Raw genomic sequence first — 13,274 nt, forward strand, 5'->3', positions numbered from 1 at the left:
ACGAGGGACGAGTGCGGCACCTGCCCGCAGCGGAGGCGAGGCCCAGCGCGACCACCAGCACGAGCGGCTGAGCTGAGCCGCAGCGGAGGCCTCCCTTACGCGCCGCAGGCCTTCCCTCACCAAGGGGTGCCCGAATCCGGCCGAGCCCCGACCGTGACCGAATCTCCCCCAGGATGTGATCTGCGTCCCGGGGGAGAGTCGTTTCTGCAGGTCACGGCCTTTTGGGGCTAAACCCAGGACCGAAAGACCTGTCCATTTCGTGACGTAATGCACTGACAGCCGGTACGGGTACAGGCCAAGCTGATGTAGGAAGTCGGGGGTATCGATTGAAACCGGGAGTTGTCAGTGAGCGCCATGTCATTTGCCCTGTTGCTGACCACCGCCGCTGCCACGGCCGTCGGCGCCGCCGCGCTGCATGCCGCTCACGGGCTGCGCAAGCAGGTCGCGGCCCTGCGCACGGACCTGGCCGAGGGCCGCGCTCTCGGTGCGTCTGTGCCACCGCAGAGCCGTAGTACCGCCACCCCCGCCGAGGAGATACGCGCGGCCGTGTCGGAGGCGCTCGCCGAGGAGCGCGAGCGCGAGCTGGCCGAGGCGCGCGCGTTCTGGGCCGCCCAGGAGGCCCGCGACGCGGCGGACGCGCCGTCCCTGCTGGGCGGGATGCCGGTGCTCGGCGAGGAGGCCCCGTTCTACCTTCCGCGCCAGGCCGACTTCGCCGGTCTGGAGTCGCTGGACATCGAGGCGGCCGAGGCCATGGAGGAGCTGGCCGAGCTGAGCGAGCGGACCCTCGCGGAGCACGAGGCAGCCGATTTCGCCGCCGACTTCGCCGGTGAGTTCACGGATCTCCCGGAGATCTCGGACCACCCCGAGGACTCCCCCGAGCTGGCCGCGGCCCGCCGCCGCCACCCCTCGCACCCGGACTTCGTCCCCGTACAGACCCCCGTGGTCACCGACCACGAGCGCACCGTGAGCCGCCTGGAGGAGCTGGCCGATCTGGCCACCGAGCTCACCGATGTGCGGCCGGGCCCGCTGGGGACCCTCGATGTGTACGTCTTCGCCGACGGCACCACGCTCTGCATGACCCCTGGCCACCGCGAGACGGCCGAGCGCCTCGCGGACGCGCTGCGGGCGGGCCGGCAGCCGGTGCTGCTGGGCGGCTCGGGCGTCTCCGGCGCCTACGCGCTGACCTTCTCCTGCGGCGAGGACAACGTCTACATCCTGGCGGACCGCGTCATCGCCTCGTTCTGAGCCTGCTTCCGGCGGACCGGCGGCCAAGCGGCCAGGTCCGCCCCAGGCACCCCCGGGCGCGGGCCCGGCTACGCGAAAGCCCGCGCCGCCGCTTCCTCGACGTATCGCACGGCCTCGTCCAGCTCTCCGGGCGGGGCCGTTACCAGTGCCACGGCCAGATCCCGCCCGGCGACGGCGAGTTGGTCGCCCACGGCGAACACCCCGGCGTCGGGCAGCACCCGCGGCTCCACCCCGGGGCTCTCGAAGCGCTGGGCCCGTACGGCGAGTTCGCGGGCGGCGGCCAGGGCCTCGGCGGCCGCACCGCGCTGGAGGCGGCTCTGCGGGGCCGAGCGCAGCCGGTCGGCGAATCGGTCCACGGCCAGGATCAGAGGCGTCGTATCAAGCACCCGGCCGACCCTACGCGCGCTTCCCGCCCGGCTGCCACGCGCCCTTCCTCAGGTACCGCCGCGCGCCCTTCCTCAGGTACCGCCGCGCGCGCCTGCGCGCCCTCCCCACACGGTCGCCGAAGGGCGAACGCCTGAGCCCGCCGCGCGAGGAGCACGAACTCGTCTGCGGGCACGCCACAGCGATCACCCACGCGTACGACCTCAGGCGGGCCACCCGCAAGCTGCTGCGACCCGCACCCGCCCCCCTGTGCACCGGGAACGCGGAAGGGCCCGCAGGCGCGATGCCTGCGGGCCCTTCCGATGTGGTTGCCGGTCAGTCGTCACCCTGGAGGATGGCGACCAGCCGCAGCATCTCGATGTAGATCCACACCAGGGTCACGGTGAGGCCGAAGGCGGCCAGCCATGCCTCCTCGCGCGGGGCGCCGTAGGCGATGCCGTCCTCGACCTGCTTGAAGTTGAGGGCGAGGATGCACGCGCCGATCACGATGGCCACGATGCCGAAGATGATGCCGAGCGTGCCGCTGCGGAAGCCGAGGCCGTCACCGCCGCCGAAGACGGCGAACAGCATGTTGACCATCATCAGCAGCATGAAGCCGATGGCGGCGGCCATCACGAAGCCGTAGAAACGGCGCGTGACCCGGATCAGACCGGTGCGGTAGGCGATCAGCACACCGGCGAAGACCGCCATCGTGCCGAGCACCGCCTGCATCGCGGCGCCGGGGGCGACGTAGACGCTGACGATGTTGCTGACGATGCCGAGGAAGACACCCTCGAAGGCGGCGTACAACAGGATCAGCGGCGGCGAGGGCCGACGCTTGAACGAGTTCACCAGCGACAGCACGAAGCCGATGATCGCGGCACCGATGGCGACGCCGTAGGCGGTGCCCAGGTTCGCCTGGTCGACCGGCATGACCCACCAGGCGATGGCGGCGGCCACGACGACCAGTCCGAGCGTCATCGCCGTACGCGTCACCACGTCGTCGATGGTCATCGCGTCGGTGCGCGCCGGGGCGCCGGGCTGGGTGCCCTGCTGTGCGTAAGGGTTGGTGGCGTACGGGTTTGCGGCGGTGCCCTGCGCGAACGGGTTGCCGGCCGTCGCGGCGGCCCCGGCCTGCGGCGCCGCGTTGAAGCCCGCGTGGCCGTTGTCGCGGCTGAACCCCCGTCGCGAGAAGACCGGGTTGCTGCTCCTCATCTCACTCCTCCATGGCCACACTGCGCGGCCTTGCGACAAGAGTAATGGGTAGGCAAAAGAACCACCCAGTGCCGGAGGAGGATCTTTGTCACCCCGGCCGTCGCGGGCGGTGGGCCGCCGGCGTACCGGTGCGGGCGCCCCGTTGGCAGAAGCCCACGGAGAGGGCTGCCGGCGTCACGCTCCGTACGCTGCGTGGTGCCCGGAGCCGGACTCGAACCGGCACGCCCCCGAGGGGCAGCGAGGTTTAAGCTCGCCGTGTCTACGTTCCACCATCCGGGCGTGCCGCGCGGCTCCGCGTTGGCAACTGACCCTATCCGGGGGCGTCCCCCGATCAGCGGAACAGTGGCGCGATGTTGTCCTATTTTATTGACCGCTTGAGGGACCGTCAGCACATGGGCGCGGCCTCACCACGCGCCCGCACCGGATACCGCCAGGTAGGACACCGTGACGGAATGACGGAAAGTCGCCGCACCCGTACGGCCCAATGCGCCGGGTACGCGCCATGCCTCGCCAGGGGGTACGCCACCCTCGGGATCCAAGGCGTGGGGGGAGGCTCCCCTTCCGGCTCCGCGGGCGTCCCGGCGGGCCGGGAAGTGGCGGTCACCCTGTGTCACAGCACCGTCCCTCGGATGAAGCGTCAGGGTCGATGTCATACCCGAGGAGGACGGCTCCACCCCTGTGGTGCGACTCAAGGGGGCCACGGGAACGGGCATCGGGAGTGACGCCCCGGGGCAGTCGGGACGTGACGATGGAGTAGTCCCCTAGGCCACGCCGTCAGGGCGGGCCGCGTCATCCCGTATGCGTCCGCATCACCGAACCAGGAGCGTCCCTGTGACCACCACCCCCACCGTTCACCGCGCCACCGCGGTGGCCGCCCGCGCCACGGAGCTGTCGAAGGTCTACGGCGAGGGCGAGACACAGGTCGTCGCCCTGGACCGGGTGACCGTGGACTTCCCGCAGGGCGAGTTCACCGCGATCATGGGCCCCTCGGGTTCGGGCAAGTCGACGCTGATGCACTGCGTCGCCGGTCTCGACAGCTTCAGCAGCGGTTCGGTGCGCATCGGCGACACCGAGCTGTCGACGCTGAAGGACAAGCAGCTCACCCAGTTGCGCCGGGACAAGATCGGCTTCATCTTCCAGGCCTTCAACCTGCTGCCGACGCTCACCGCGCTGGAGAACATCACCCTGCCGATGGACATCGCGGGCCGGAAGCCCGACGCCGCGTGGCTCCAGAAGGTCATCGACATGGTGGGGCTCTCGGAGCGGCTGAAGCACCGGCCCACCGAGCTCTCCGGCGGCCAGCAGCAGCGTGTCGCCGTGGCCCGCGCCCTGGCCTCGCAGCCCGACATCATCTTCGGTGACGAGCCGACCGGGAACCTGGACTCCCGCTCCGGCGCCGAGGTCCTGGGCTTCCTGCGCAACTCGGTGCGCGAGCTGGGCCAGACCGTGGTGATGGTGACCCACGACCCGGTGGCCGCCTCCTACGCGGACCGGGTGATCTTCCTCGCGGACGGTGCCGTCGTCGACCAGATGATGCGCCCGACCGCCGACGGGGTCCTCGACCGGATGAAGGCGTTCGACGCGAAGGGCCGCAAGAGCTGACGCCGGCGGCCCCGTACCACCGCCGCCGTACCGGCTGACGCGTACGGCCGCCGTCCGCGCGTCCCCGTCCCCCTTCCGGAACCCATCCCAGGACACACAGACATGTTCCGTACCGCCCTGCGCAATGTGCTCGCGCACAAGGCCAGGCTGCTGATGACCGTGCTCGCCGTCATGCTCGGCGTAGCGTTCGTCTCCGGCACCCTCGTCTTCACCGACACCCTCGGCAACGCCTTCCGCAACCAGTCCGCCAAGAGCTACGACGACGTCGCCGTCGCCGTGGAGACCTACGCCGGCGGGCGCGACGAGAAGACCCCCGGCCTCGACGAGGCCACCCTCGACAAGATCCGCGGCGTGGACGGCGTGGCCTCCGTCACCGGCCGGGTCGACGGCTTCGCCGGAGTCGCCGACCCCGACGGCAAGCTGATCGGCAACGGCTGGTCCAACACCGGCGCCAACTTCGCCCCCGGCAAGGACGGCAAGGACAGCGCGTACGACTTCACCCAGGGCAGCGGCCCGGTGAAGGACGGTCAGATCGCCCTCGACGAGGACACCGCCGCCAAGGGCAAGTACCGGGTCGGCGACCCGGTGCGGGTCGCCACCAACGGCCCGGTGAAGGAGTACACCCTCTCCGGTGTCTTCACCACCGAGGACGGCGCGGTCAACGCGGGCGGCAGCCTGGTGCTGTTCGACACCGCCACCGCCCAGAAGCTCTACCTGGAGCCCGGCGTCTTCAAGAACGCCACCGTGGCATCCACCGCGGGCGCCTCCGACCGGGAGCTGGTCGACGCGATCGTCCCGCTGCTGCCGGAGGAGGCCACCGCGCAGACCGGCAAGGCCCTCGCGGACGAGCAGGCACGGCAGATCGAGTCCGGTCTCACCAGCCTCAACACCATGCTGCTGGCCTTCGCGGGCATCGCCCTCTTCGTCGGCATCTTCCTCATCGCCAACACCTTCACCATGCTGGTCGCCCAGCGCACCCGTGAGCTGGCCCTGATGCGGGCCATCGGCGCCACGCGCCGCCAGGTCAAGCGCTCGGTGCTGATCGAGGCCGCCGTCGTCGGCGCGCTCGCCTCCGTCATCGGCTTCGCCCTCGGCCTGGGACTCGCCACCGGGCTGCGCTCCGCGATGGGCCAGCTCGGCGGCAAGATTCCGGCCGGACCGCTGATCGTCTCGCCCACGGCAGTCGTCTCCGCCTTCGCCGTCGGCGTCGTGATCACCATCCTGGCCGCCTGGCTGCCCGCCCGCCGGGCCGCGAAGATCGCCCCGGTCGCGGCGATGAGCAGCGTGCACGCCACCGCCTCCACCAAGTCCCTGGTCGTACGGAACTCGATCGGCGGCTTCATCGCCCTGGTGGGTGCCGTGGCCATCGTCGGCGGCGCGGCGACCGGCGGGACCAACGGCCGCTACCTGGTCGCGGTCGGCGCCTTCTTCGCCCTGATCGGCATCATCATCCTGATCCCGCTGCTCTCCCGCCCGGTCATCGCCCTGGTGCGGCCGGCGGTCACCAAGCTGTTCGGTGTCTCCGGGAAGCTGGCCTCGCAGAACGCGGTCCGCAACCCGCGGCGTACCGGAGCCACCGCCTCCGCCCTGGCGATCGGGCTGACCCTGGTCACCGGCATCTCGGTGCTCGGCGTCACCCTCGGCCAGGCCATCGACAAGATGACCACGGACAACATCAAGGCCGACTACATGGTCACGATGGCCAGTGGCGGCTCCCTCGACGAGTCCGCGCTCACCGCCCTGTCGAAGGCGGACGGCGTCGCCGCGCTCTCCCCGCAGCAGTCGACGTACTTCGAGGTCGACGGGGAGCACCACTCCGCCTCGGGCGTCACCCCGGGCGACGTGGAGAAGGTCTTCTCCCTGGACACCGTCTCCGGCTCGCTCGCCTCCCTGAAGGAGGGCCAGGTCGCCGTCGGCGCCAAGACCGCGAAGTCGAACGGCTGGAAGACCGGCGACACCCTCCCCGTGAAGTTCGACGACGAGAAGAAGGGCGAGATCACCATCGGGGCGGTCTACGAGGAGAACGACTTCCTGTCGACCTTCGTGATCCCGAAGAAGCTCGCCGACCAGCACAGCGCCGCCTCGCGCCCCGACATCCGCGAGATCTGGATCAAGGCGGACGGCGGCGCGAGCAAGGCCACCGAAGAGTCCATCGTGAACGCGCTCGGCGACAACCCGGCGATGAGCGTCATGGACCGGCAGGACATCCGTGACATGTTCGGCGGCTTCATCAACACCGCGCTGAACATCATGTACGGGCTGCTCGCCATGGCCCTGCTGATCGCGGTCCTCGGCGTCGTCAACACCCTCGCCATGTCGGTGTTCGAGCGCCAGCAGGAGATCGGCATGCTGCGGGCGATCGGTCTCGACCGGGCCAAGGTCAAGCGCATGATCCGCCTGGAGGCCGTGGTCATCTCGGTCTTCGGCGCGGTGATCGGGATCGGCCTCGGGGTCTTCCTCGGCTGGGCGATCGGCCAGACCCTGTCCTCCGACATCCCCGGCTACGCCCTGGTCATCCCGTGGGACCGCCTCGCGGTCTTCCTGGCCCTGGCCGGCCTGGTGGGCGTCCTCGCCTCGCTGTGGCCCGCCCGCAGCGCCGCGAAGCTCAACATGCTGACGGCGATCAAGACCGAGTAGCCGGGGTCCCGGGGGACCGGGACGGGACAGGGACGACGAGGGGCCGGTGCACCGCTGGAAGGCGGCGCACCGGCCCCTCGCCCGTTCCGAGGACGTACGGCGTACGGGTCGGCTCAGGGGCGTACGGTCAGCCGCCCGTCCCCTCCGTCCAGGCGCGGGTGCGCAGCGGGAGCCGGGAGGAGCCGCCCTCCAGCGGACGCACCGCGAGGATCTGGTTGACGCCGATGCTGTTGCGCTCGAAGGAGATCGCCGAGGCCGCCATGTAGAGCCGCCAGACCCGGGCCCGGCCCGGGGAGGTGGCCCGTACCGCCTGCTCCCAGTGGCGCTCCAGGTTGGCCACCCAGCTGCGCAGGGTCAGCGCGTAGTGCTCCCGCAGCGCCTGGACGTCCCGGGCCTCGAAGCCGGCCTCCTCCAGGGTGGACAGGGTGCGGCCGAGGGGGGCGAGTTCGCCGTCGGGGAAGACGTAGGAGTCGATGAACGCGTCGATGCGGTAGGCGTCCTCGTCCTTCTCCGGGCGGCGGGCGATCTGGTGGTTCAGCAGGCGTCCGCCGGGCTTCAGGAGGGCGAAGAGGTCGTCGGCGTACTCGCGGTAGCGGACCGACCCGACGTGTTCGGCCATCCCGATCGAGGAGATCGCGTCGTACGGTCCGGGTGGGGTGTCCCCTGTTCGAGCGGGGCCGAGAGCTGGGGGAAGGACGTCCCGGTAGTCCTGGACGCGGATCTCGATCCGGTCGGTCAGCCCCTCCTCGGCGATGCGCTTGCGGGCGTGGGCGGCCTGTTCCTGGGAGAGGGTGATGCCGGTGACGTGCGCCCCGTACTCGCGGGCCGCGTGGATGGCCATCGCGCCCCAGCCGCAGCCGACGTCCAGGAGGCGGTCGCCCTCCTTCAGGGCGAGCTTGCGGCAGACCATGTCGAGTTTGTCGCGCTGGGCGTCCTCCAGGCTCCCGCCGTCCTGCCAGTAGGCGCAGGAGTAGACCATGGACGGGCCGAGGACGAGGGCGTAGAAGTCGTTGCCCACGTCGTAGTGGTGGCTGATGGCCTCCTTGTCCCGGCGCTTGGTGTGCAGCGGGCCGGTGCGGCGGCGGACCTCCTCGGCGGGCGGGGCGGGCGGGGGCCAGGGGCCGGCCAGCTGGAGGAGGCCGCGGGCGAAGGCGCGTACGGCGGGGTCGCGGACCGGGTGGACGGTGTCCTTGGCGTCGGCGTCCCGGTCCCAGAGCAGCCCGGCGATCCGGTCGAGGAGCTCGTACAGATCGCCCTCGACGTCGATCTCACCGGCCACCCAGGCGCGGGCCAGGCCCAGTTCACCCGGCTTCCACAGGAGTCTGCGCAGGGCGCGGCGGTGGCGGATCACGAGGACGGGGGCGCCGGGCGGACCCGATTCGCTGCCGTCCCAGGCCCGGATGCGGACCGGTAGGGGTTCCGAGAGCAGCTCTTCGGCAAGAGCGGTCAGCCGCGATGCGGCGCGTGCCATGGCGCACACCTCCGTGGTGGTGTTCCCGACAAACACAAAAGCCCACTGCGTACGTACGTGCTCATAGTCGCGCCGTGACATGGTTCGGTGCCACCACGAGGTACTTCTGTGTCAACTCTTCCGGCACGCTCCGTCATCCCGCCACCGGACAACGAAACGGCAAAGAGGCGCCCGGGGGCCCGCGAACCGTCCCGGCGGCGGAGACGCCGAAAGGGCCGTCCGCACCACGGATGGCGGACGGCCCCTTCGGGCGTCGTACGGGGTGCTCCTCGCGGAGCGGGTCACCCGGGGGTCAGGCCGTGGCCTTCTCGCCCTCGGACTTGGCGGCCACGGCCGGGGCCGGAGCCGGCTTGGCGGCCTCGTAGAACTCCTCGCGCGGCGTCTCCATGGCACCGAGGGAGACGACCTCGCGCTTGAGGAAGACGGCGAGGGTCCAGTCGGCGAAGATCCGGATCTTACGGTTCCAGGTCGGCATCGCCATGCCGTGGTAGCCACGGTGCATGTACCAGGCGAGACGGCCCTTGAGCTTGATCTTCACCTTGCCCATGACGATCATCGCGACGCCCTTGTGCAGGCCGAGACCGGCGACCGCACCCTTGTTGGCGTGGCTGTACTCCTTCTGCGGGAAGCCCCGCATGCCGGAGATCACGTTGTCGCCGAGGACCTTGGCCTGACGCAGCGCGTGCTGGGCGTTGGGCGGGCACCAGGCGTTCGGATTGCCGGCGCGGCGGCCGATCATGTCCGGCACCTGGGCGTTGTCGCCCGCGGCCCAGATGTAGTCGGTACCCTGCACCTGGAGCTTCTCGGAGGTGTCCACGTGGCCGCGGGGGCCGAGCGGCAGACCGAAGCGGGCGAGCGCCGGGTTCGGCTTCACACCGGCGGTCCACACGATGGTGCTGGAGTCGACCTCCAGGCCGTTCTTGAGCACTACGTGGCCGTCGACGCAGGAGTCCATGGAGGTGGAGAGGTAGATCTCCACGCCGCGGCTCTCCAGGTGCTCCTTGCCGTAGGCGCCCAGCTTCGGGCCGACCTCGGGAAGGATCTTGTCGGCGGCGTCGACCAGGATGAAGCGCATGTCCTCGCGCTTCACGTTGGTGTAGTACTTCGCCGCGTCGCGGGCCATGTCCTCGACCTCGCCGATGGTCTCCGCACCGGCGAAGCCGCCGCCCACGAAGACGAACGTGAGCGCCTTGCGGCGGACGTCCTCATCGGTGGTGGAGTCGGCCTTGTCCAGCTGCTCCAGGACGTGGTTGCGCAGGCCGATGGCCTCCTCGACGCCCTTCATGCCGATGCCCTGCTCGGCGAGGCCGGGGATCGGGAAGGTACGGGAGACCGCGCCCATCGCGATGACCAGGTAGTCGAAGGGCAGCTCGTAGGCCTCGCCGACGAGCGGCGCGACCGTGGCGACCTTGCGGTCCTGGTCGATGGTCGTGACACGACCGGTGAGAACCTCAGCCTTGGGCAGCACGCGTCGCAGCGGGACGACGACATGCCGAGGCGAGATGCTGCCTGCGGCAGCTTCGGGGAGGAAGGGCTGGTACGTCATGTACGACCGCGGGTCGACGACCGTGACGGTCGCCTCTCCGTATCGCATCTTCTTCAGAATGCGACGAGCTGCGTACAGGCCTACGTACCCACCGCCTACAACGAGGATCCTGGGACGCTCCGTGGTGCTCATGCCATCGAGTATCCACCTCGCCCCAGGGGGGTGCTCGTGAGCCCCTTCACAAGGATTCATCCCCCTCTGCTACACTTCGCCGCCCACGTGACCCAGGTCATGACCCCGCAGGGGAACCGCGACGCCCCGGGAAACGTTCCTGACCGCCTGTGAGCTGGCCCTTGGCCCTCCAGGAGCGCCGCATCGCCCCCCTTCTTCACATGTACGCAACACCCCCGGAACGCGCCCGTACGCCTTCCGCAGAGACCCTCGTAGGGCCCGGACGGCCCTTGCGGGTCCGAACTGCGCCCAACAGGGCCGAATTCCTTGTGAAGAAGTTCACGAACTTCGTCGCGGCGTGTCCCGGGAAGGGTCCCCCGAGCGGCCGACCGGGGCCGCCCACGGGCTCAAAGGTGCAGGTGACGCTGCGGCTGAGCGGGCAGCAGCCGGGGCACGGCCCGCACGTAGAGCACCATGCCGACGACCTCGACGAGGGTCTGCGTGACCACCACGACGGCGGCGATCGCGTACGCGTCGGGGAGGGACAGCGCGAGCGGAAGCACCACCAGTGAGTTACGCGTCGCCCCACTGAAGACCACCGCCCGCCCCCCGGGCACGTCCAGCCGGAAGAGCCGGGCCACCGCCTTCCCCGCGAAGGCCATCACCACCAGGAACCCGGCGTAGAAGGGGACGACCGCGGCGACGTCGGTGAGGTTCCCGCCCAGCTTCGGCACCTGGGAGGCGACGACGGTCGACAGGGTCGCCGCCATCAGCGGGACCATCGTCGTGGTGGCCGCGTCCGACACCTTCCGCCCGCTCTCCCGCCGCCCCGCCCAGGCCTGGAGCCCCCACGCCAGCGCGAGCGGGATGACGATCAGGACGACGAACGCCTCCAGGAACGGCCCGGCCTCCACGATGTCGGCAAGCCCCGAGCCCAGGAACGCGTACAGGAAGACCGGCAGCAGCACCATCTGCGCGACCAGCAGGACCGGGGTCACGGCCAGCAGCCGGCGGGCCGAGCCCCCGGCGAGACCGCTGAAGACGATGACGTAGTCGACACAGGGGCAGAGCAGCACGAGCAGCACACCCAGGCGCAGCGCCCGGTCGTCCGGCAGGAACGTGAACAGCGCGGCGACCACGAGCGGCACGACGGCGAAGTTCACCACCAGCGCGGCGGAGAGGAACCGCCCGTCCCGCAACGAGCGCAGCAGCTCGGCCGCCGGGACCTGAAGGAAGGTCACGAACAGCAGCGCGCCCAGGACGGGGTTGATCAGCTGCTCCAGCCCAGGTCCGGCGGCGGGCGCCGCCAGGCCGAGGAGGGCGCCGAGGGCCATCGCGGCGAGATAGACGGCCACCTGGTGGTGCTCCATCACCTCGACGGCCCCGCGCGGTGCGTCGCCGGTCATGTCGTACGCCCCCTGGGCTGTTGAGCGGCACCGCGGGCGAGACCGTCGAAGCCGTCGAGGCCGGTCGCCCTGAGCGTTACCGAGGGTCCTCTGCCGCACTCCAGGCGATGCCGTCCAGGATGTCGTGCTCGCTGACGACGACCTCGTGCGCGCCCGTCCGCTCCATCACGGCGAGCAGGACGAGGGCGCCCGCAGCGATCACGTCGATGCGGCCCGGGTGCATCACGGGGATCGCGGCGCGCTCCTCGTGGGTGGCCTGGAGGAGGTGCTCGGTGATCGCGCGGACCTGGCCTCGGGAGACCCGGGAGTGGTGGATGGCCTCGGAGTCGTACTCCGTCAGCTCCAGCGCGATCCCCGCGATCGTGGTGACCGTGCCCGCCAGACCGACCAGCGTGGCCGCCTCGGTGAGCGGCACGGCCTGGGCCGCCACGTCCAGGGCGGCCTCGACGTCCGCACGGACCGCGGCGACCCGCTCGTGGGTGGGCGGGTCCACCACGGCGCCGTCCACGGTCAGATGACGCTCGGTCATCCGTACGCAGCCGATGTCCACGGAGCGGGCCGCCTCGACCTCGTCCGAGCCGAGCACGAACTCGGTGGAGCCGCCGCCGATGTCCACGACCAGGTACGGCTTCGCCAGCTGGTCGCCGCCGGTCAGCTCCTTGGTGGCGCCGTCGAAGGAGAGCTGCGCCTCCTGGTCGCCGGTGATCACCTCCGGCTCCACACCCAGGATGTCCCGGACGCCGGAGACGAACTCCTCGCTGTTCTCGGCGTCGCGGGAGGCGGAGGTGGCCACGAAGCGGACCCGTTCGGCGCCCAGCTCCTCGATCACCCCGGCGTACTCGCGGCAGGCCGCGAAAGTGCGCTCCAGCGCCTCGGGGGCGAGCCGGCCCGTCTTGTCGACGTCCTGGCCGAGACGGACGATCGTCATCCGCCGGTCCAGCTCGGCGAAGGAGCCGGTGGCGGGGTCCGCGTCGGCGACGAGGAGCCGGATGGAGTTCGTGCCGCAGTCGACGGCGGCGACCCTGGTCATGCGCCCTGCCCTTCGGTGGAGCCGTCGGCCGGGCGGAAGGCGAAGTGGCCGCCGTCCCCCTCCTCCACCGTCCAGCCGTCGCCTTTGGCCGGCGGTGTGCACGGCGTGACGCACGCGCCCTTGGCCCACCACTCCGGCAGCATCGCGATGGCCTCGTCGCCCAGCGGGTTCACCCCGGGCCCGGCGGCCAGCGAGTGGCCGACCAGGACGTGCAGGCACTTCACCCGGTCCGGCATGCCGCCGGCGCTCGGGAAGCCCTCCAGGACCTCGATGGCGTCGCGGCGGGTGATGTAGTTCTCGTGCGCGGCCCGGTAGGCGGCGGCCAGCTCCGGGTCGGTCTCCAGACGGGCCGTCATCTCCTTCATGACCCCGTTCGCCTCCAGCGTGCCGATCGCCGAGGCCGCCCGGGGGCAGGTCAGGTAGTACGTCGTCGGGAACGGCGTGCCGTCCTCCAGACGGGGCTGGGTCTCCACCACGTCCGGGTTGCCGCACGGGCAGCGGTGCGCGATGGCGCGCAGGCCGCGCGGCGGGCGGCCGAGCTGCTGCTCGAACGCGGCGATGTCCGCGTCGGTGGGCTTGGTGGACTCGGTCTGCGGAGGGGGCGTTTCCATGCCTGCCTTGGTTCTGCTCGGAAGCTCGTCGGAGGGA

At 70.9% G+C, this 13,274-nt stretch carries 10 protein-coding genes and 1 tRNA gene; 3 read left to right on the forward strand and 8 right to left on the reverse strand.

The window, feature by feature from the left end; translation table 11 throughout:
- Nucleotides 1-354 precede the first annotated feature (354 nt).
- Nucleotides 355-1,245, forward strand: coding sequence for a hypothetical protein (locus D6270_RS12575; protein ID WP_225976830.1), 891 nt, complete (start codon nucleotides 355-357; stop codon nucleotides 1,243-1,245).
- Nucleotides 1,246-1,313: 68 nt separating this feature from the next.
- On the opposite strand, the gene D6270_RS12580 is transcribed toward D6270_RS12575, so the two are convergent.
- The 3 genes from D6270_RS12580 to D6270_RS12590 all read right to left on the reverse strand — a co-directional run bounded on the left by D6270_RS12580 (nucleotide 1,314) and on the right by D6270_RS12590 (nucleotide 3,102).
- Nucleotides 1,314-1,631 carry a hypothetical protein gene (locus D6270_RS12580; protein WP_093691895.1) on the reverse strand — a complete coding sequence of 106 codons (318 nt, stop codon included), beginning with the start codon at nucleotides 1,629-1,631 and terminating at the stop codon, nucleotides 1,314-1,316.
- 313 nt (nucleotides 1,632-1,944) lie between these two features.
- Nucleotides 1,945-2,823, reverse strand: coding sequence for a Bax inhibitor-1/YccA family protein (locus D6270_RS12585; RefSeq protein WP_109165325.1), 879 nt, complete (start codon nucleotides 2,821-2,823; stop codon nucleotides 1,945-1,947).
- Nucleotides 2,824-3,016: 193 nt separating this feature from the next.
- Nucleotides 3,017-3,102, reverse strand: a tRNA-Leu gene (locus D6270_RS12590).
- Between the two features lie 552 nt (nucleotides 3,103-3,654).
- Here D6270_RS12590 and D6270_RS12595 point away from each other — a divergent pair.
- Nucleotides 3,655-4,425, forward strand: coding sequence for an ABC transporter ATP-binding protein (locus D6270_RS12595; RefSeq protein WP_109165324.1), 771 nt, complete (start codon nucleotides 3,655-3,657; stop codon nucleotides 4,423-4,425).
- 102 nt (nucleotides 4,426-4,527) lie between these two features.
- Nucleotides 4,528-7,062: an ABC transporter permease gene (locus D6270_RS12600; protein WP_109165323.1), complete on the forward strand. Its 2,535-nt coding sequence runs from the start codon at nucleotides 4,528-4,530 to the stop codon at nucleotides 7,060-7,062.
- Between the two features lie 127 nt (nucleotides 7,063-7,189).
- Here D6270_RS12600 and D6270_RS12605 read toward each other — a convergent pair whose 3' ends face one another.
- The 5 genes from D6270_RS12605 to D6270_RS12625 form a co-directional block, all read right to left on the reverse strand.
- Nucleotides 7,190-8,533 carry a class I SAM-dependent methyltransferase gene (locus D6270_RS12605; protein ID WP_109165322.1) on the reverse strand — a complete coding sequence of 448 codons (1,344 nt, stop codon included), beginning with the start codon at nucleotides 8,531-8,533 and terminating at the stop codon, nucleotides 7,190-7,192.
- 292 nt (nucleotides 8,534-8,825) lie between these two features.
- Nucleotides 8,826-10,211, reverse strand: a complete 1,386-nt coding sequence (locus D6270_RS12610) for an NAD(P)/FAD-dependent oxidoreductase (RefSeq protein ID WP_109165321.1) — start codon at nucleotides 10,209-10,211, stop codon at nucleotides 8,826-8,828.
- A 386-nt stretch (nucleotides 10,212-10,597) separates the two neighbouring features.
- Nucleotides 10,598-11,596: an arsenic resistance protein gene (locus tag D6270_RS12615; protein WP_109165320.1), complete on the reverse strand. Its 999-nt coding sequence runs from the start codon at nucleotides 11,594-11,596 to the stop codon at nucleotides 10,598-10,600.
- A 76-nt stretch (nucleotides 11,597-11,672) separates the two neighbouring features.
- The gene (locus tag D6270_RS12620) at nucleotides 11,673-12,626 is read right to left on the reverse strand and encodes a Ppx/GppA phosphatase family protein (RefSeq protein ID WP_109165319.1); all 954 of its coding nucleotides are present in this window, start codon (nucleotides 12,624-12,626) and stop codon (nucleotides 11,673-11,675) included.
- Nucleotides 12,623-13,237 (reverse strand): DUF501 domain-containing protein, encoded by a 615-nt coding sequence (locus D6270_RS12625; protein WP_109165318.1) that lies wholly within the window; start codon nucleotides 13,235-13,237, stop codon nucleotides 12,623-12,625. The genes D6270_RS12620 and D6270_RS12625 overlap by 4 nt, the downstream gene beginning before the upstream one ends.
- Nucleotides 13,238-13,274: the final 37 nt, after the last annotated feature.

Origin of the sequence: Streptomyces griseus subsp. griseus (genome assembly GCF_003610995.1) — a bacterium.
GTDB lineage: Bacteria > Actinomycetota > Actinomycetes > Streptomycetales > Streptomycetaceae > Streptomyces.